The organism is Micromonospora sp. L31 (genome assembly GCF_052068075.1).
GTDB classification, from domain to species: domain Bacteria; phylum Actinomycetota; class Actinomycetes; order Mycobacteriales; family Micromonosporaceae; genus Micromonospora; species Micromonospora purpureochromogenes.
In genome coordinates, this window is the sequence record NZ_JBQHDC010000006.1 from 1 (window position 1) to 18066 (window position 18066).

Here is an 18066-nt window from a genome sequence, read left to right on the forward strand (position 1 = left end):
GGGGTGTGGCCCGCCGTGACCGGCGCAGGGATCAAGCCTGACCGCCCGGAGCCGGGCACGGCGGGCCACACCCCACCACCGACCAGCGCAACCCACGGACCGACAGCAAGAGACACCGGCGCGGTCAAGGAAAGCGGCAGACCAGAAAGCAGCAGCCGCAGGGGGAAGAACGGCAGAAGCCCCGGCTCATCAGCCGGGGCTCCGTACGTCGAGCAAATGCCTGGTGGGCGATACTGGGTTTGAACCAGTGACCTCTTCCGTGTCAAGGAAGCGCGCTCCCACTGCGCCAATCGCCCGTGGTCGAGAGCGGACGACGGGATTCGAACCCGCGACCCTCACCTTGGCAAGGTGATGCGCTACCAGCTGCGCTACGTCCGCGTGCCACCCGGTCTCCCCGGCGACAGGTTGAACTCTACCCGATGGCAAGATCGCCTACTCCGCCGCCCCGCCCCGCCCGCTCCACCGCCGGTGATTGCGCTGGTCACCCACGGGGTACTGATTCACCTCGACAGCACACCGCATCCCCTGAAGGAGGCTGTCGTGGGTATCGGAACGAGTATTTTCCTGCTCGCCGCCGGCGCGATCCTGACCTTCGCCCTGGACGCGAGCGTCGGCGGCGTCGACCTGGACGTGATCGGCTGGATCCTGATGGCGGCCGGCCTGCTCGGTCTCATCATGACCGCGCTGGTCTGGGGTCGCCGCCGCCAGGTGGTCACCACCACCGAGCCGGTCGAGTACCGGCGGGTGGAGGAGCGCCGGGACATCGCTCCGCCGCTGTAGGGCGCATCACTACCCGGCCGACGGGGCTGATCGGTCGCGGGCGTACGACGGGGCGCCGGTCACCCACGGGTGGCCGGCGCCTTCGCATGCAGAGCCAGGAAGGGCGGGGAAACGAAAAGGCTGGCCACCGAAGTTCCGGTGACCAGCCTGATCATTCTGTGGGCGATACTGGGTTTGAACCAGTGACCTCTTCCGTGTCAAGGAAGCGCGCTCCCACTGCGCCAATCGCCCGTGCTCATACCGAGGTGGGGACGGGATTTGAACCCGCGTACACGGCTTTGCAGGCCGTTGCCTCGCCTCTCGGCCACCCCACCGAGGTTGCCCCCGTCATGCGTGGCGGCAGCTCCGAGCGGACGACGGGATTCGAACCCGCGACCCTCACCTTGGCAAGGTGATGCGCTACCAGCTGCGCTACGTCCGCTTGTCTCCGGCGTTCCCGGTGACGGATGAGAACTTTAGCCGAGGCTCGGAAGAGTTGCCAACTCGGGGGTGCCCTCGGCGCGTCCCTGGCGGGTTCCCGGGCGAGAAACCGGGGGCTCCCCCTAAAGCTTCCTAGGAGACTGGGTGGGGTGGTCGAAGGGATTGCGGGGGGGTCAGCCGAAGGGCCAGGTCGGGGGCGACGCGACGCGCCGAAGAAGAGCTGTCCGGGTTCCGACTGTGGCACGCCCGACCGGCCGGCTCGGTAACGCGCTGTGCTCATATCGATGGGTTACGGTAACCGCGTGACGAGACGTGCCGCCGATGTCCGCCTGGATTCCCTGCTGCGTACAGCCTGCGACGTGATCGTCGAGCGGGGGCTCGCCAACACCCGGACGGCCGACGTGGCGCAGGCCGCCGGGGTCAGCCAGGCGCTCGTCTTCTACCACTTCGCCACCAAGGAACGCCTGCTGGCACAGGCCTTCGCGTACGCGGTGGAGCAGGACCTGGCCCGGCTGGACGTGGTGGTCCGCTCCTCCGCCCCACCGCTGACCAAGCTGCGCAAGCTGCTGCGCCTCTACACCCCGCCCGGGCGGTCGATCTCCTGGTCCATGTGGATCGACGGCTGGGCCGAGTCGCTGCGCACCCCGGAGTTGGAGCGGGTCTCCCGCCGGCTCGACCTGCGGTGGCGGCAGGACCTCGCCGCGGTGATCGCCGACGGGGTGACCGACGGCACCTTCGTCTGCGCCGACCCGACGGCCGCCGCCTGGCGGATCAACGCGGTGATGGACGGGCTGGCCGTCCAGCTCGCGGTGCACGAGCGGGTGATCACCCGGCGGCAGTTCGCCGACTGGATCCGGCTGATCACCGCCCGGGAGCTGGGCCTCGACCCCGCCCAGCTCGACTGACCGCCCTACCCCGCCCGGGGCCGACCCGGTGGCCAGGGGGCAGCGACCCGGGAGCCGCGGCACCGGCCGCCCGAGGGCCGGACGACCGGGCAAAACCGCCCGGCCCGCCACGGACAGCCGCGACAATCGGCGGCATGGACCTGCTGGAGACGTACCGACGGAGCCTGGCCGAGTTCGTCGACCGGGTCGAGCAGGTCGCGCCCGGGCAGTGGTCGGACCCGACGCCCTGCCCCGACTGGGACGTCCGCGCGCTGGTCAACCACGTGGTCACCGAGGACCGGTGGACCGCGCCGCTGCTCGCCGGCCGGACCGTCGAGGAGATCGGCGACCGGTTCGACGGTGACCAGCTCGGCGACGACCCGGTCGGGGCGGTCCGGCAGGTGGCGTCCCAGGCCGAGGTGGCGGCCAGCCATCCGGGTGCGCTCGACACCGTGGTGCACCTCACGGCCGGGGAGACACCGGCGGGTGAGTACCTGTACCAGCTCGTCGCCGAGCACCTCGTACACGGATGGGACCTGGCGGTGGCGATCGGGGCGGACCCGCGCCTGGACGGCGACGTGGTCGCCGCCTGCACCCGGTGGTTCGACGCCCGCGTCGCCGACCACCGCAGCGGCGACCTGGTCCGGCCCGGGCTCGACGTGCGGGCCGGCGCCGACGCGCAGGATCGGCTGATCGCCGCCTTCGGCCGCGACCCGGACTGGACGCCGCCGGCCTGACCGGTCACCGGGGCCGGCGGACGACCGGACCGCGTTACCGGTCAGGAGTTGGCGCAGGGTGTCGGTCCGGAACGACCCGGCGCGGTCGAGGGGGTGCGCCGGCGCCGAGGGGGATCCGGCGTCCGACCGACGCGGGCAGCGGGGTCAGCCGGCGTGCCCCTGCCCGGGGGCCGCGGGGCGACGGCGCTGGCGCTCCCGCAGCCGGCGCCGGGCCGGCGGGTGGACGTTGGCCAGGTCGAGGTCGCCGCCGTAGTGGGCGAGCACCCGGTGGTCCATCACCCGTCGCCAGAGCGGGGGCACCAGCGCGGCGACCACCATGGTGGCGTAGCCGGCCGGCAGCTGCGGCGAGGTGTCGAAGCTGCGCAGCGTCTGGTAGCGGCGCAGCGGGTTGGCGTGGTGGTCGCTGTGCCGCTGGAGCTGGAAGAGGAAGACGTTGGTGACCGTGCGGTCGCTGTTCCAGCTGTGCCGGGGGTCGACCTTCTCGTAGCGGCCGGCGGCGGTGCGCTGCCGGGCCAGCCCGTAGTGCTCCAGGTAGTTGACCACCTCGAGCAGGCTGAAGCCGACCACCGCCTGGAGCAGCAGGAACACCAGTACGCCGGGACCGAAGGCGAGCATCAGCGCGGCGTAGAGACCCACCGTCATCGCCCAGGCGTTGAGGATGTCGTTGCGCCACGTCCACGGGCTGCGGCCCCGGAGCCGGAACCGGCTGGTCTCCAGCCGCCAGGCCGACCGCAGGCTGCCCCAGACGGTACGCGGCCAGAACGCCCAGAAGCTCTCCCCCAGCCGTGAGCTGGCCGGGTCCTCCGGGGTGGCCACCCGGGTGTGGTGGCCCCGGTTGTGCTCCACGTAGAAGTGCCCGTAGCCGGTCGGCGCGAGGGCGACCTTGGAGAGCCAGCGCTCCGCGGTCTCCCGCTTGTGGCCCAGTTCGTGGGCGGTGTTGATGGCGATGCCGTTGACCACCCCGACGGTGGCGACCAGCCCGGCCGCGGCCACCCAGGACAGGTCGCCGCGCGCCCAGACGGCGCAGCAGAGCACCAGGGCGGCGTACTGGGTGGGCAGGTAGAGGTAGGTGAGCCAGCGGTAGTAGCCGTCGGCGGACAGCCGGGGCACCGCCTCCTCGGGCGGGTTGCGCCGGTCGTCGCCGATCAGCAGGTCCACCACCGGGATGAGCCCGAAGACCACCACCGGGGTGAGCCACCAGGCCCAGGCGCCGCCGCCGTCCCGCCAGCCCAGCCAGCCCAGGAAGGGCAGCACCGGGACGAGCAGGGCCAGCGGCCAGAGCGGCTTGCGGGTGTCGCGCCAGGCGACGGGAGGAACCGTCGCGTCGGGGCTGATGGCCATCGCCGACCTCCGATCTCGCGGGCTGTCCTGACTGTGGCACCGGCCACTCCTTTTTACAAGAGGCAAGTTTTTGTAAAGCGACCACGGTGATCGCCACCGCACCCACCGTCACGGATGACCTTGCCCTCGCCCGATCTGCCTGGTATTCACAGATGCGCATGCGTAACAGCGCCTGCACCGGGCCGGCGCAGCGTCGGCCCCCGCTCCCACGAGGAGGTCCCGTGCCCAGACCGGAGTGGACACTTCCGACGAGCCGGCCCCGCCGCCGGCTCGTCCCCGTACTGGCGACCGCCGCCGTGGTCGCCGCCCTGCTGCCCGGCGGCGCCACCGCCGCCGCGCCGGGCGACGCCGCGACCGCGACACCGGGCCGCTCCGGCTCGTTCGCCGACGACAGCCACCAGGCCGCCGACCTCGACAACCGCACCGGTACGGCCGCGCCCGACGCCCGGCAGCGCGGCCTCGCCCGACGGGTCGACGCCGACGTGCGGTGGAACCGGCTCGGCACCCCGCACGCGCTCGGCCCGACCCGGACGCCGCTCGCCACCGGCCTGCCCGCCGACCCGGAGGCGGCCGCCCGGCGCTACCTCACCGACAACCGGGACCTGTTCGGCCTCGACGCCGCCTCCGTCGCCGCGATGGACCGGCTGCTGGTCCGGCCGATCGGCGACGGCGCGGTGGTCACCCTGCGGCAGCGCTTCGGCGACCTGCCCGCCGGCCACGACGGGCTGGTCACCGTGGCGGTCGCCGACGGCGCCGTCATCTCGGTCAGCTCCTCGCTGGCCCGGGACGCCGCCGCGCCCGCCCCCGCCACCCTCAGCGGCGAGCAGGCGTACGCGGCCGCGCTCGCCGACGCCGGCCTGGACTCCGCCCGGGTGGCCAGCCACAGTGTCCGCCCGGTCGCGGTGCCCACCCCGCTCGACGGCACGCGGGCCGCGTACGAGGTGACCCTGATCGGCGCGGACAGCGACCATCCGGCCGCCTTCACCACCTATGTCGACGGCATCACCGGTGCGGTGCTGGTCCGCGAGGACCTCGTCGACTTCGACTCGGACAACCCGAGCTGGGCGGTCTACCCGGCCACCCCGCCGCAGGACCTCGCCCCCGGGCAGGACCCCCGGGTGCGCTGGTGCGCCGACCCCGCTCCAGGCTGCGCCGCCGCGTTCCGCGACCCGGCCACCGGCAACGCCTGGGACGTCGACAAAGCCACCGGCCTGCCGACCGGCACCTCGCGCGGCAACTCCGCCAACACGGTGGTCTCCTGGGGCGCGGGCAGCCCGCTGCTGCCGGCCACCGCCAGCCCGGAGCGCCGCTACGAGTACCCGTTCACCGACCAGTGGCACCAGGCCCGCTGCAACCCGGCGGTGTTCACCTCCGCGCAGCGCAACGACGCCGACGCCGCCATCGCCAACCTCTTCGCCATGCACAACCGGATGCACGACTGGGCCTGGCACCTCGGCTTCACCGAGGCCACCTGGAACCTTCAGGCGGTCAACGTGAGCGGGGCCGGCCTCGGCGGCGACGCCGAGCAGGGCCGCGCCCAGCAGGGCGCGCTCTCCGGCAACCGGAACAACGCCAACCAGGGCACGCCGCGCGACGGCCTGCCGCCCACCACCAACATGTACCTGTGGCAGCCGCAGGCCGGCGGGCCGTACCCGCCGTGCGTGGACGGCGACTACGACATGACGGTGATCGGGCACGAGTACACGCACGCCATCACCAACCGCATGATCGCCGGCCCGGACAGCGGCATCGGCGGCCACCAGGGCGGCGCGATGGGTGAGTCGTGGAGCGACCTGCTCGCCGCCGAGTACCTCTACGAGCACAACCTGCGCGCCCCCGGCCAGACGCCCTTCGTCACCGGCGGGTACGTCACCGGCAACCTGATCAGCGGCATCCGCAACCACGACTTCAGCCGCAGCCCGCTCAACTACTCCGACGTCGGCTACAACACCGCCGGCCCGGCGGTGCACGCCGACGGGGAGATCTGGAGCGCCACCAACTACCGGATCCGCTCCGCGCTGGTGCAGCGGTACGGGTCGGGCACCCCGCAGCGGCAGCTCGACTGCGCGCAGGGGAAGGTCGCCGCGGACAGCTGCCCGGGCAACCGGCGCTGGGCGCAGCTGGTCTTCGACTCGTTCCTGCTCCAGGCGGCCAGCCAGGTCAGCATGCTCGACATGCGGGACAACCTGCTCACCGCCGACCGGCTCCGCTTCGGCGGGGCCAACCAGGAGCTGATCTGGGCCGAGTTCGCCCGCTCCGGGATGGGCCGGGACGCCGCCACCAACGGCGCCACCGACACCGACCCGACGCCGAGCTTCGCCAGCCCGTACGGCGACAACGCCACGCTCACCCTGCGGCCGAAGGGGGACAGCGCCGAGGCGCCGATCCGGCTGTACGTGGGCGACTACGAGGCCCGGGCCACCCCGATCGCCGACACCGACCCGGCCACCGCCCTGCCGGACACCTTCGAGGCGGTCGCCGGTACGCACCAGCTGCTCGCGGTGGCGCCCGGCTTCGGCCACCAGCGGCTCAGCGTCGTCGCCCGCGCCGGCCAGGAGGGGTACGTCGACCTGCGGCTGAGCCGCAACCTGGCGTCCACCACCTCCGGCGCGGTCATCACCGGCGACGGGGTGAACCTGCAGCGGATCGGCGACGACACCGAGAGCACCAACTGGGCGTCGCTGACCGGGGTGGCCGGCCGGGGCGTCACGGTGGCGCTGCCAGGTGGCACCCCGCAGGTGGTCAAGCGGGTCAACGTCAGCGCCATGCTGCGCCCGGCGATCGCCGGGGACCCTGACGCGGGCGGGCAGAACGCGTTGACCGCACTGCGATCCTTCGCCGTGCTCACCTGCAACGCGACCACCACCGACTGCGCCGACCCGGCGCGCTGGGAGCGGATCTACACCAGCGCCGGCGACGCGTTCCCGGGTGGGAAGTACCGGGCGTACACCCGGGACATCAACCTGCGGTCGTTCCCGGTGCCGACCACGCTCGCCACCCACGTGCGGCTGGAGGTGCTGGCCAGCCAGTGCACCGGCGGTCCGGCGTACGCCGGTGAGCAGGACGACGACCCGGCCACCAGCACCGACTGCGCGACCGCCAGCCCGGCGCGCGACCAGGTCCGGATCGCCGAGTTCCAGGTGTTCTCGAAGTGAACCCCGCCGGGGTCGGGTGGCGTCGCCGCCCGGCCCCGGCGGCCCCCGATCAGCGACGCGTCGCCGCCCAGCGCCCGGTCCGGCGGGCCCGTTCGTACGCCGGCCCGCCGCGGTCCGCTTCGCCCCCGCGTGCCGCGCGGGTCAGCTGCCGCAACCTGAGCAGCAGCCCGGCGCCGAGGAAGAGCAGCAGCCCGCCGAGGAGGAAGGCGGCCTGCACCAGACCGAATCCCCCTCGGGTGGCACCGGCCACCGGACGCCCGGCCGCCGGCGGCACCTCCGCGACCGCCTCCTCGGTCGGTTCGGTCGACGCGTCGACGGGCTCGGTCGGGTCGACGGCCACGGCCGAGCCGCTCGGCTCCGGCGTGGCGGACGCCTCGGCGGCGAGCAGGCCGACCACGTCGCGGGTGGCGCTCTGCCGGGCGAGCAGCCGCAGGTCGGCGTCGTACGCCTCGGCAGCCAGCGTGACCCGTCCCCGGTCGACGTCCTCGGCGAAGGCCACCCGGTAGCGGGCGGTGACCGTCCGGTCCGGGCAGAGCGTGCCCGGGTCGAGCTGACGGTCGGTGAGCCGGGCGATGTCCCCCTCGGTCTGGATCTGCAACGGGAAGCTGCCCGAGTCCTCCACCCGGTCCACCTTCACCTGGTCCAGCCGCAGGCCCCGCACGCTGAGCACCATCGACCAGCGGACCTTCACGCACCGGCCGCCGTCGTTGCGCGACACCACCGCGGAGAGGGTGCTCACCTGGTCGCCGGCGCTGAACTCGTCCGGCAGGCCGCTCAGCTCGGTGGCGAAGCCGGCCGCCGCCGAGGCCGGCGTGGGCGCGGCCAGCCCCACCGTGGACAGGCAGGCCAGCATCACCCCGGCCCGCAGCGCGTTCCGCCACACCGTCACCACCGCCTCGCCCTCCCGTCGGTCGCATCCACCTGGCAACGCTATGAGGGGTGCCGGGTAGCCGGTAGACGGGCGTGTTCGCACGAATCGTGAAGTACAGGTCGGGTTATCACGCTGGGTGGTGAACCGGTCACGCCCGACCCGCGACACGCCCGGGAACCGCCCCGGGAGACAATTCCCGGGTGTCGGATCTCTCCGCGGCCTTCGTCCGGCTGCACGCCCGCCTCACCCCGGTGGCCTTCGTCCCGGAGGTGCGGCTGCACCAGGCCGACGAGCCGATCGGGCTCTGGGAACTGACCGAGGGCGAGTTCCGCAGCTCCCAGCCGCCGCCGTTCTGGGCCTTCGCCTGGGCGGGTGGGCAGGCGCTGGCCCGCTACGTCACCGACCATCCGGAGCTGGTGGCCGGCCGCCGGGTGCTGGACCTGGCGTCGGGCTCCGGCCTGGTCGCCATCGCCGCCGCCCGGGCCGGCGCGACCACCGTCCGCGCCGTCGAGGTCGACGAGCGGGCGGTGGCCGCCGTCGCGCTCAACGCCGAGGCCAACGGGGTACGCGTCGACGCCGAGTTCGGCGACATCCTCGACGCCGACGCCGGGGACGCCGAGGTGGTGCTCGCCGGGGACGTCTTCTACAGCGAGGCGATGGCCCGGCGGGTGCTGCGCTTCCTGCTGCGGGCCGCCCGCTCCGGTGCCCGGGTGCTGGTCGGCGACCCGGGGCGGGCCTTCCTGCCCCGCGAGCGGTTCCGCGAGCTGGCCGTCTACGACGTGCCGGTGCCGAAGGCGCTGGAGAGCGTACGGGTGAAGCGCACCACCGTCTGGGAGCTGGACCCGGCCCCGCCGGGAGCCGCCCGCTAGCGTGTCGGCGTGCTGTTCCGGGGCTGGGGGGAGTCCGTCGACGAGCGGTGGCCGGACCTGGCCACCGTCGTCGACCACGTCGGCGTGGACCACCTGGTGGTCACCCGGCACGCGCTGGTGCGGCAGGTCCTCGCCGACCCGGACACCTGGCGGCCGGACAACGCCCTGGACGCGGTGACCCCGGTCCCGGTGGCCGCGCTGCGGGTGCTCGCCGGGCACCGGTTCCGGTTGCCGCCGACGCTGGCGAACAACTCCACCCCCAGCCACCCGGCGATCCGGGGAATCGTGGCGGAGGCCCTGCACCCGACCCGGGTGGCCGCGCAGCAGCCCTGGCTGACCGGGCTGGTCCGGCGGCGGGTGACCGGGCTGGCCGCCGCGCTCGACGCGGGTGAACCGGTCGACCTGTACGCCGAGCTCGCCGCCGACCTGCCGCTGCTGGTGCTGGCCCGGCTCGTCGAGCTGCCGGACGCCCCGGTCGGCGCGGTGAAGGACTTCGCCCGGGCCGCGCTGGAGCTGTTCTGGGCGCCGCTGGACGCCGACCGTCAGCTCACCCTCGCCGCCGAGGTGGGCCGGTTCCACACCGTGCTGCGCGACTTCGCCGCCACCGGCGGCGGGCTGGCCGCCGCGCTGCGCGCCGACGGGCACTCCCCCGACGTGGTGGTCGGCGCGCTGTTCTTCCTGCTGGTGGCCGGCCAGGAGACCACCTCGCAGTTCCTCACCCTGCTGCTGCACCGGCTCACCGCCGAGCCCGAGGTACGCGCCGGGCTGCGCGCCGGCACGGTCGCGGTCGCCGACGTGGTGGAGGAGGGGCTGCGGCTGGAACCGCCGATCGTGACCTGGCGACGGGTGGCGGCCGTGGACACCACGCTGGGCGGGACGGCGGTGGCGGCGGGCACCAGCGTGGTGCTCTGGCTGGCCCGCGCGGGACGCGATCCGGCGGTGGTGGCCGCACCGGAGGCGTTCCGGCCCGGGCAGCGCGGGTCGCGCCGGCACCTGGCCTTCGGCGCGGGTGCGCACCGCTGCGTCGGCGCGCAGCTGGCCCGGATGGAGGCGGCGGTGGTGGTGGCCGAGGCGGCCCCGCTGCTCGACGGGGTGACCGTGGTCCGCCCGCCCTGGTGCCCGGACAACCTGACCTTCCGGATGCCGGACGCGTTCATGGTCCGCCGGTCCTGACCTCCACGCCCTCCCACGGGGCGACGCGGCCGGCTGACGGGATGGCCGCGCCGGCCCCGGCGGTCGACTCGGTTGCCGCGTTCGTGACCGGGGCCGGCACCACCTCCCACGTCCCTTGGGGCTGCTGTCGCAGCCGGCGCACAGGGTCGCCTCCGTCGGCCAGCCGAGCCATTCGGTCCGGTGCCGCGCTCGTGGCCGGGCCCGCACCACGTCCCCCGGGGCTGGTGTCGTGGCCGGCTCGTAGGGTCGCCTCCGTCGGCCAGCCGGGCGGCTCGGGTCCGGTGCCGCGCCCGTGGCCGAGCCCCACACCACCTCCCCCGCGTCCTGTCGACCTGATGTCGCAAACGATTCAGGCTGCCCCGCCCCGGCCCATGAGTCGTTTGTGACATCAGCTCGACAGCGCATGAGCACCACGGCCGACGGGGATGGCGGACCGCTCCGCGACCGCGACTTCACCGCGCGGGCGCACGGCGAAAACGGCCGGAGTACCTGACGAAGGTCGGGTCCGGCGGACGCCGATCGGCAGCGGCGGCACCGGCCCGTCGGTTCCTACCGTCAACGCATGATCACATTACGTGGGTTGACGAAGCGGTTCGGGGCGGTGACGGCCGTCGACGATCTGACCGTCGACATCGCACCCGGGCGGGTCACCGGGTTCCTCGGCCCCAACGGCGCGGGCAAGTCCACCACCATGCGGATGGTGCTCGGCCTGGACCGGCCCACCGCCGGCCGGGCCCTGGTCGCCGGGCGGGCGTACCGGGAGCTGCGCCATCCGCTGCGGGAGGTGGGGGCGCTGCTCGACGCGCGGGCGATCCACCCGGCGCGGGCGGGCCGGGCGCACCTGCTGGCGATGGCCCGCAGCAACGGCATCTCGGCCCGGCGGGTCGACGAGGTGCTCGCCGTGGCCGGCCTGGACGACCGGGCCGCCGCCAAGCCGGGACGGACCCTGTCGCTCGGCATGGCGCAGCGGCTCGGCATCGCCGCCGCGCTGCTCGGCGACCCGCCGGTGCTGATGTTCGACGAACCGGTCAACGGCCTCGACCCGGACGGGGTGCGCTGGATCAGGCAGCTCACCGCCGGCCTCGCCGCCGAGGGACGGACCGTGCTGCTCTCCAGCCACCTGATGAGCGAGATGGAGCAGACCGCCGCCCACCTGGTGGTGATCGGCAAGGGCCGGCTGATCGCCGACGCGCCCGTCACGGAGGTGCTCGCCACGGGCGCCACCGCCGCCGTGCGGGTCCGCGGGCCGCACCCGGAGGGGCTGGCCGCGCTGGCCGGACGGCTCACCGCCGAGGGGTACGCGGTCACGGCCGAGGGCCCGCGCCGCCTGGCCGTCACCGGGGCCACCGCCGACCGGGTCGGCGACCTGGCGTACGAGCTGGGGGTGTCGCTGCACGAGCTGAGCCCGGTGGCCGTGACGCTGGAACAGGCGTTCATGCGGTTGACCGGCGACGCGGTCGAGTACGCCGCGGGAGGTGGCCGGTGACCGCCCTCTCCCCCACCCGCCCGGCCGCCCGGGGCGGTGGTCTCGCCGGCGCGGTGGCCGCCGAGTGGACCCGGCTCTGGTCGGTGCGGGCCACCTGGTGGACCCTGCTGGCCGGGGTGCTGCTGATGGCCGCCACCTCGGCCCAACTGGCGATCTACGCGGCCAACGCCAACACCAACGACGACCCGGCCGACGACCGGGGCGTGGTCACCGCCGGCAGCGTGCTGGTCGGCGCGCTGGAACTCACCCAGTACGCGGTGCTGGCGCTCGGCCTGCTCGCCATCACCGGCGAGTACGCCACCGGCACCATCCGCACCACCCTGCAGGGCACCCCGTCGCGGGGCCGGGTGCTGCTGGCCAAGGCGGTGGTGGCCGGCGCGGTGACGTTCGCCTTCGGGCTGCTGCTCGGCCTGGTCGGGGTGCTCGCGGCCCGGCCCCTGCTCGGCGAGTGGGGGCGGGCGCCGCTGGCCGGAACGCTCGGCGACGTGCTGGCGACGGCGACGTACCTGGCGCTGGTGGGGGTGCTGGCCCTGGGTCTGGGGGCGGCGCTGCGCAACGCGGTGCTGACCCTCACCGTGCTCTTCGCCGTGCTGATGATCGTGCCGCTGTCGTTGCGGGAGCCGGACATCACCCTGCTCACCCGGATCTCCGACGCGTTCCCGGGGGTGGCCGGCGGGCACTTCCTGGCCGGGGACACCGACCCGTACCCGCCGGTGGTGGGTCTGATGCTGCTGGCCGGCTGGGCCGGCGCGGCTCTGGCGGTCGGCCGGGCCGCGCTGCGCCGTCGCGACGCCTGAGCGGCCCGGGGCGGGGCGGGCCGGTCAGCCGGCCAGCCCCGCCTCGTACGCGATGATCGCCGCCTGCACCCGGTTGCGCACGTCCAGCCGGGTGAAGATGCTGGTCAGGTAGCCCTTCACGGTGCCCTCGGTGAGGAAGAGCCGGCGAGCGATCTCCGCGTTGGACAGCCCCGCCCCGACCAGGCCGAGCACCTCCCGCTCCCGGTCGGTCAGCCCGGCCGTACGGTCCCGGGCCGCCGGCACCCGGGCCATCCGGTCGCCGTTGAGTTCGATCACCCGGCGGGCCACCCGCGGCGACAGGTACGCCCCGCCCTCGGCGACGGCCCGCACCCCGGCGAGCAGCTCGCGGGGGTCACCGGCCTTGAGCAGGAAGCCGCTGGCGCCGTGGCCGAGCGCCCGGGCCACGTGCTCGTCCTCGCCGAACGTGGTGAGCATGACGGTGGCCGTCGCCGGCACCAGCCGGCGGATCTCGGCGGCGGCGGCGAGCCCGTCCAGCTTCGGCATCCTGATGTCGAGCAGCGCGACCCGGGGCCGGTGCGCCCGGGTCAACTCCACCGCGGCCCGGCCGTCGCCGGCCTCGGCGACCACCTCGATGCCGGGGTCGGCGGCGAGGATGGCCCGCACCCCGGCCCGGACCATCGCCTCGTCGTCGGCGAGCAGCACCGTCAGCGGCACGTCGTCGGCGGTCACGTCGTGGTCCGTCCCTTGCTGGTCAGGCGGCCGTCGGCGAAGCAGAGCCGCCAGGTCGGCTGGGCGAGCGGGAAGTTGCCGTCGGTGTAGTACTCGCAGATCACGCCGGCGGTCGCGGCCGGCGCGTCGAGCGGCGGCTCGACCTGGCGGCGGGGCAGCCCGGTCAGCTCGGAGCGGGGCGTGCCGATCCGCATCCGGTCGAACGCCGGGCCGTCCAGCACCGCGCCGGTGGTGACGACCGGGTAGTAGACCAGCGACAGCAGCAGCGCGACGGCCGGCGGCGCGGCGAGCGCGGCGAGCAGGCTGCGCCGCACCCCGCGCCGGGCGTCGCGCAGCCGCACGGGCTCCCCGGCCCGTCCGCCGTCGCCGTGGTCGGGGCGCGGGGCGGCGTCGGCCACCGGCAGCCGGGCCACCACGGCGAATCCCCCGTCGTCGGTCGGGCCGGCGTCGAGGACGCCGCCGGCCAGCCGGACCCGTTCGCGGAGCGCCAGCAGGCCCGAGCCGTGCGACGGCGGCCCGGGCAGCGGACCGGCCGGGGGCGGCGCGTTGACCACCCGCACCTCGACCCGGTCGCCGAGGCCGGTGAGGGTGACGGTGACCGGGGCGCCGGGGGCGTACCGGGCGGCGTTGGTCAGCGTCTCGCGGACCACCCGGTGCGCGGCGTGCGCGGTCAGCTCCGGCAGGTCGGCGGCGTCCGGCGAGTGGTGCAGGCGCACCGCCATCCCCGCCTCGCGGGCGCCGTCGACCAGGTCGGCGACGCTTTCGCCAGCGGGGCGGGTGCTGGCCGGGACGTCCGCCTCGCGGAGCACCCCGATGATCCGGTGCAGCCGCTCGGTGGCCCCCGCCACGCTGGCCCGCAGCTCGCCGGCCGCCACCCGGTGCCGCGGGTCCAGGTCACCGGCGACCTCCAGGGCGGCGGCACGGAGTGCGATCAGGCTCAGCTCGTGGCCGAGGGAGTCGTGCATCTCCTGGGCGATCCGGGCCCGTTCCCGCAGCCGGATCCGCTCGGCGGCGCCCCGCTGCTCGCGTTGCACCGCCTCGGCGTGCTCCCAGCCGGCCAGCACCAGCGCCTGCTGCTGCCGCCGGTAGCGGCCCACCAGCCAGGGGAACACCCCGGCGCCCAGCAGCACGCAGCTGAGCAGGAACCAGGTCGCCATGCCGGTGTCCAGCAGCACCAGGTGCAGCACCGTGCCACCGGCCGCCACCACGGCGAAGAGCACCCCGGCGGGGGCGGCTCGTTCCCCGCGCCGCCCGGCCAGATAGCTGAACACCAGCAGGGCGAAGACGAAGTTACCGTCCACCACCGAGCCGAGCAGCACCAGCAGCACGGCCACGGCCGGCAACCGCCGGCCCACCACCACCGCTGCGGCCAGCAGCAGCACCGAGCCGACCAGCAGGGGTACGACGTACCGCTCGTAGGGCGGGGTCAGCCGGGCGTACGCCACCGGGGCGGCGAGCCCGGCCCAGAGCGCCACGTCGCCGGCCACCCGGCGGTCCACCCGGCGCCAGATCTCGCGTTCGCGCACGTCGGCCAGGCTACCGACGCCCGGCGGCCCCGGGCACCGACGAAGGTCAGGTGGTCAGCTGATGTCCTCGGCCCAGGCGCGCCAGTCGTCCAGCACCCCGTAGAGGGCGGGGGTGAGCCAGCCGGGGGCGGAGCGGCGGAAGACGCCTGGGTCCATCGCCCCGGCGCCGGCCGGCAGCGCGCCGAGCAGGTGCGGCACCAGGTCGGTGAGGTTGGCCCAGTGCACCAGCTCCGGCTCCGTCGGCCAGGCGCCGATCACCACGCCGGCCGGGATGGCGCGCCGCTCCAGCGCCTCGAGGGTCAGCGCGGTGTGGTTGAGCGTGCCGAGGCCGGCCCGGGCCACCACCACCGCCGGAGCGCCGAGGGAGACCGCGAGGTCCGCGACCGTCCACGGCTCGCCGGAGGGCCGCAACCCCATCGGTACGAGCAGCCCGCCGGCCCCCTCGATGAGCACCAGGTCGTGCTTGTCGACCTCCTCGCGGATGGCGTCGACGGCGGTGTACAGCTCCAGCGGCTCCAGCTCGGCGACCCGGGCCGCGGCGAGCGGGGCGAGCGGGTCCGGGTAGCTGGCCAGGGTCCGCCCGGTCAGCGGGGCGGCCAGCCGGGTCACCGAGTCGACGTCGCCGGGCTCGCCGGTGGCCGTACCCGTCTGGCCGGGCTTGACCACCGCGACCCGCAGGCCGGCGGCCTGCGCGGCGGCCGTGACCGCCGCGGTCACCACCGTCTTGCCCACCTCGGTGTCGGTGCCGGTGACCAGCACCGCGCCCTTCCACGGTTCGGTCAAGGCGCACACTCCACGATGACCTCCAGGGCCCGTTCGAAGTCCGCTCGCGGCACCCCGGCGGAGATGGTGAGCCGCAGCCGGGAGCGGCTGTCCGGGGTGGAGGGCGGCCGGAAGCAGCCGACCGCGACGCCGCGGTCGCGGCAGTCGGCGGCCCAGGTGGTGGCGGCCTCCGGGCCGGGGGCGGTCACCGACACCACGGCCGCGTCGGGGGCGGAGACGGTCAGCCCCGCCGCGCCGAGCCGGCGGACCGCCAGCGCGGCCCGGTCGGCCAGTTCCGCCCGCAGGTCGTCGCCGGCGCGGGCCAGCGTCACGGCGGCCCGCACGCCGGCCGCCACCGCCGGGGGCAGCGCGGTGTCGAAGATGAACGTGCGTCCGGTCTCGACCAGGTGCCGGACGAACTCGGCCGGGCCGGCGACCACCCCGCCGGACCCGCCGAGCGCCTTGGACAGGGTGGCGGTGATCACTACGTCCGGCTGGCCGGCCAGGCCGGCGGCGGCCACCCCGCCGGCGCCGCCCGGGCCGGTGACGCCGAGCGCGTGCGCGTCGTCGACCAGCAGCAGTGCGCCGTGCGCCCGGGCGACGGCGTGCAGCCGGGCCAGCGGGGCGAAATCACCGTCGACGGAGAAGACCGATTCGGTCACCACGACGGCCGGGCGGCCGGGGGCGGCGGCGAGCGCGGCGGCCACCGCGTCGACGTCGGCGTGCGGGGTCACCACCGTCTCGGCGCCGGAGATCCGGCAGCCGTCGATCAGCGAGGCGTGGTTGTGGGCGTCGGAGACGAGCAGCGTACGGGGCTGCACCAGGGCCCGGACCGCGCCGAGGTTGGCCAGGTAGCCGGAGGAGAAGACCAGCGCCCGGTCGGTGCCGAGCCACTCGGCGAGGGTGTCCTCCAGCGCGTGGTGGGCGTCGGTGGAGCCGCGCACCAGCCGCGACCCGGTGGCGCCCAGCCCGTACGCGGACAGCGCCCGCGCGGCGGCGGTGGTGACCTCGGGGTGGGTGGCCAGGCCGAGGTAGTCGTTGCCGGCGAGGTCGACCACGGCGTCGTCGGCGGCGCGCGGGCGCAGCGTGCGGGTGAGCCCCGCCTTGGCCCGCAGCTCGGCGCGGCGCTCCAGGGCCGCCAGCCAGTCCGCCACCGTCACCGTCTCCCTCCGCCGCGCAGCTCGCCTCCCCCGGCATCCGACGCGGAGGAGGTCGTCGGCGAGCAACGCGCCGCCGGGCGAAATTACCACCCGCCCGGCCGGCACCGGCGTGGCGCGGGCCGCCGCACCGCGGTGCCGGTGACGCTCGGCGAGGGTGCGACCTCGGTCATTTTTCCGCCCCGGGGCGGCCTTGTAGGGTACGAGCCATGCCAGAGATCCTCGACCAGGCCCGTACTCAGGTGCTGGAGAACGGCGTCGGCCTCGACGAGGCCGGAGTCCTCGCCGTGCTGAACCTGCCCGACGAGCACCTGCCCGCCGCCCTCCAGCTCGCCCACGAGGTGCGGATGCGCTGGTGCGGCCCGGAGGTCGAGGTCGAGGGCATCGTGTCGCTGAAGACCGGCGGCTGCCCGGAGGACTGCCACTTCTGCTCGCAGTCCGGTCTGTTCACCTCGCCGGTCCGGTCGGTCTGGCTGGACATCCCCTCGCTGGTCGAGGCGGCGAAGCAGACCGCGGCGACCGGGGCGACGGAGTTCTGCATCGTGGCCGCCGTACGCGGCCCGGACGCCCGACTGATGAAGCAGATGCGCGAGGGTGTCGCCGCCATCAAGGCGGAGGTCGACATCCAGGTCGCCGCGTCGCTCGGCATGCTCAGCCAGGAGCAGGTCGACGAGCTGGTCGACATGGGCGTGCACCGCTACAACCACAACCTGGAGACCTGCCGCTCCTACTTCCCGAACGTGGTCACCACGCACTCCTGGGAGGAGCGCTGGGAGACGCTGCGGATGGTCCGCGAATCCGGCATGGAGGTCTGCTGCGGCGGCATCCTGGGCCTGGGCGAGACGGTGGAGCAGCGGGCCGAGTTCGCCGCGCAGCTCGCCGAGCTGGACCCGCACGAGGTGCCGCTGAACTTCCTCAACCCCCGCCCCGGCACCCCGCTGGGTGACCGGCCGGTGGTGGAGGGCAAGGACGCGCTGCGGGCCATCGCCGCGTTCCGGCTGGCCATGCCGCGCACCATCCTCCGGTACGCGGGCGGCCGCGAGATCACCCTCGGTGACCTGGGCACCCGGGACGGCCTGCTGGGCGGCATCAACGCGGTGATCGTCGGCAACTACCTGACCACCCTGGGCCGGCCGGCGACCGCCGACCTGCAGCTGCTCGACGACCTGAAGATGCCCGTCAAGGCGCTCTCCGCCACGCTGTGAGGCCGACCGTGACCGACGTTGTGCAGCCGGCGGTGACCTGGTGCGACCGCTGCGGCGAGGACGCCACGGCCGGTCCGCACGCGGCCTGCGCGGCGGCCCGGGCGCTGGAGCCGCCGCGCTACTGCGCGCGCTGCCGCCGCCGGATGAAGGTGCAGGTGCTGCCGGTCGGCTGGTCGGCGACCTGCGTCGAGCACGGCGAGATCCGGGGCTGAG

At 75.0% G+C, this 18066-nt stretch carries 16 protein-coding genes and 5 tRNA genes; 10 read left to right on the top strand and 11 right to left on the bottom strand.

Annotation, left to right across the window (positions count from 1 at the left end):
* Positions 1-221: 221 nt before the first annotated feature.
* Together ACTMS9_RS17480 and ACTMS9_RS17485 are read right to left on the bottom strand one after the other, a co-directional pair.
* Positions 222-296: transfer RNA gene (locus tag ACTMS9_RS17480), tRNA-Val, on the bottom strand.
* 9 nt (positions 297-305) lie between these two features.
* Positions 306-378: transfer RNA gene (locus tag ACTMS9_RS17485), tRNA-Gly, on the bottom strand.
* A 162-nt stretch (positions 379-540) separates the two neighbouring features.
* Between ACTMS9_RS17485 and ACTMS9_RS17490 the strand changes: the two genes are divergently transcribed.
* Positions 541-780, top strand: a complete 240-nt coding sequence (locus tag ACTMS9_RS17490; protein WP_280836300.1) for a DUF6458 family protein — start codon at positions 541-543, stop codon at positions 778-780.
* 159 nt (positions 781-939) lie between these two features.
* Here ACTMS9_RS17490 and ACTMS9_RS17495 read toward each other — a convergent pair.
* From ACTMS9_RS17495 to ACTMS9_RS17505, 3 genes are all read right to left on the bottom strand, one after another.
* Positions 940-1011, bottom strand: a tRNA-Val gene (locus tag ACTMS9_RS17495).
* A 12-nt stretch (positions 1012-1023) separates the two neighbouring features.
* Positions 1024-1094: transfer RNA gene (locus tag ACTMS9_RS17500), tRNA-Cys, on the bottom strand.
* 34 nt (positions 1095-1128) lie between these two features.
* Positions 1129-1201 (bottom strand) — tRNA-Gly (locus ACTMS9_RS17505).
* 301 nt (positions 1202-1502) lie between these two features.
* Between ACTMS9_RS17505 and ACTMS9_RS17510 the strand changes: the two genes are divergently transcribed.
* Both ACTMS9_RS17510 and ACTMS9_RS17515 read left to right on the top strand, forming a co-directional pair.
* On the top strand, positions 1503-2105 hold the full coding sequence (locus ACTMS9_RS17510; RefSeq protein ID WP_441144051.1) for a TetR/AcrR family transcriptional regulator: 603 nt from the start codon (positions 1503-1505) through the stop codon (positions 2103-2105).
* 134 nt (positions 2106-2239) lie between these two features.
* Entirely contained in the window at positions 2240-2821 is a 582-nt protein-coding gene (locus tag ACTMS9_RS17515) for a TIGR03086 family metal-binding protein (protein ID WP_441165477.1), read from the top strand.
* Positions 2822-2965: 144 nt separating this feature from the next.
* Here ACTMS9_RS17515 and ACTMS9_RS17520 read toward each other — a convergent pair whose 3' ends face one another.
* On the bottom strand, positions 2966-4162 hold the full coding sequence (locus ACTMS9_RS17520) for an alkane 1-monooxygenase (protein ID WP_441165478.1): 1197 nt from the start codon (positions 4160-4162) through the stop codon (positions 2966-2968).
* A 221-nt stretch (positions 4163-4383) separates the two neighbouring features.
* Here ACTMS9_RS17520 and ACTMS9_RS17525 point away from each other — a divergent pair, with 221 nt between their 5' ends.
* Positions 4384-7317, top strand: coding sequence for a M36 family metallopeptidase (locus ACTMS9_RS17525; protein WP_441165479.1), 2934 nt, complete (start codon positions 4384-4386; stop codon positions 7315-7317).
* A 49-nt stretch (positions 7318-7366) separates the two neighbouring features.
* Here ACTMS9_RS17525 and ACTMS9_RS17530 read toward each other — a convergent pair whose 3' ends face one another.
* Positions 7367-8206: a hypothetical protein gene (locus ACTMS9_RS17530; protein WP_441165480.1), complete on the bottom strand. Its 840-nt coding sequence runs from the start codon at positions 8204-8206 to the stop codon at positions 7367-7369.
* A gap of 182 nt (positions 8207-8388) precedes the next feature.
* Here ACTMS9_RS17530 and ACTMS9_RS17535 point away from each other — a divergent pair, with 182 nt between their 5' ends.
* The 4 genes from ACTMS9_RS17535 (at position 8389) to ACTMS9_RS17550 (ending at position 12513) form a co-directional block, all read left to right on the top strand.
* Positions 8389-9057, top strand: coding sequence for a class I SAM-dependent methyltransferase (locus ACTMS9_RS17535; protein WP_441165481.1), 669 nt, complete (start codon positions 8389-8391; stop codon positions 9055-9057).
* A 9-nt stretch (positions 9058-9066) separates the two neighbouring features.
* A complete protein-coding gene (locus ACTMS9_RS17540; RefSeq protein WP_441165482.1) occupies positions 9067-10230 on the top strand; it encodes a cytochrome P450 in 1164 nt (387 codons plus the stop codon).
* A gap of 562 nt (positions 10231-10792) precedes the next feature.
* Positions 10793-11716, top strand: a complete 924-nt coding sequence (locus tag ACTMS9_RS17545; protein ID WP_441165483.1) for an ATP-binding cassette domain-containing protein — start codon at positions 10793-10795, stop codon at positions 11714-11716.
* Positions 11713-12513 carry an ABC transporter permease subunit gene (locus ACTMS9_RS17550; RefSeq protein ID WP_441165484.1) on the top strand — a complete coding sequence of 267 codons (801 nt, stop codon included), beginning with the start codon at positions 11713-11715 and terminating at the stop codon, positions 12511-12513. The genes ACTMS9_RS17545 and ACTMS9_RS17550 overlap by 4 nt, the downstream gene beginning before the upstream one ends.
* A 24-nt stretch (positions 12514-12537) precedes the next feature.
* Here the strand turns inward: ACTMS9_RS17550 and ACTMS9_RS17555 are convergent, their stop codons facing one another.
* From ACTMS9_RS17555 to ACTMS9_RS17570, 4 genes are read right to left on the bottom strand one after another with little or no spacing between them, the layout of a single operon-like run.
* Positions 12538-13188, bottom strand: a complete 651-nt coding sequence (locus ACTMS9_RS17555) for a response regulator (protein WP_441165659.1) — start codon at positions 13186-13188, stop codon at positions 12538-12540.
* 11 nt (positions 13189-13199) lie between these two features.
* Positions 13200-14729 (bottom strand): sensor histidine kinase, encoded by a 1530-nt coding sequence (locus ACTMS9_RS17560; RefSeq protein ID WP_441165485.1) that lies wholly within the window; start codon positions 14727-14729, stop codon positions 13200-13202.
* 54 nt (positions 14730-14783) lie between these two features.
* Positions 14784-15488, bottom strand: coding sequence for a dethiobiotin synthase (gene bioD / locus ACTMS9_RS17565; RefSeq protein WP_441144970.1), 705 nt, complete (start codon positions 15486-15488; stop codon positions 14784-14786).
* 20 nt (positions 15489-15508) lie between these two features.
* Positions 15509-16645 (bottom strand): 8-amino-7-oxononanoate synthase, encoded by a 1137-nt coding sequence (locus ACTMS9_RS17570; protein ID WP_441165486.1) that lies wholly within the window; start codon positions 16643-16645, stop codon positions 15509-15511.
* Between the two features lie 212 nt (positions 16646-16857).
* On the opposite strand from ACTMS9_RS17570, the gene bioB reads away from it, so the two are divergent.
* A complete protein-coding gene (gene bioB / locus ACTMS9_RS17575) occupies positions 16858-17853 on the top strand; it encodes a biotin synthase BioB (protein WP_357614809.1) in 996 nt (331 codons plus the stop codon).
* Positions 17850-18065 carry a biotin synthase auxiliary protein BsaP gene (gene bsaP / locus ACTMS9_RS17580; protein ID WP_441165487.1) on the top strand — a complete coding sequence of 72 codons (216 nt, stop codon included), beginning with the start codon at positions 17850-17852 and terminating at the stop codon, positions 18063-18065. Before bioB ends, bsaP begins: the two co-directional genes overlap by 4 nt.
* Position 18066 lies beyond the last annotated feature (1 nt).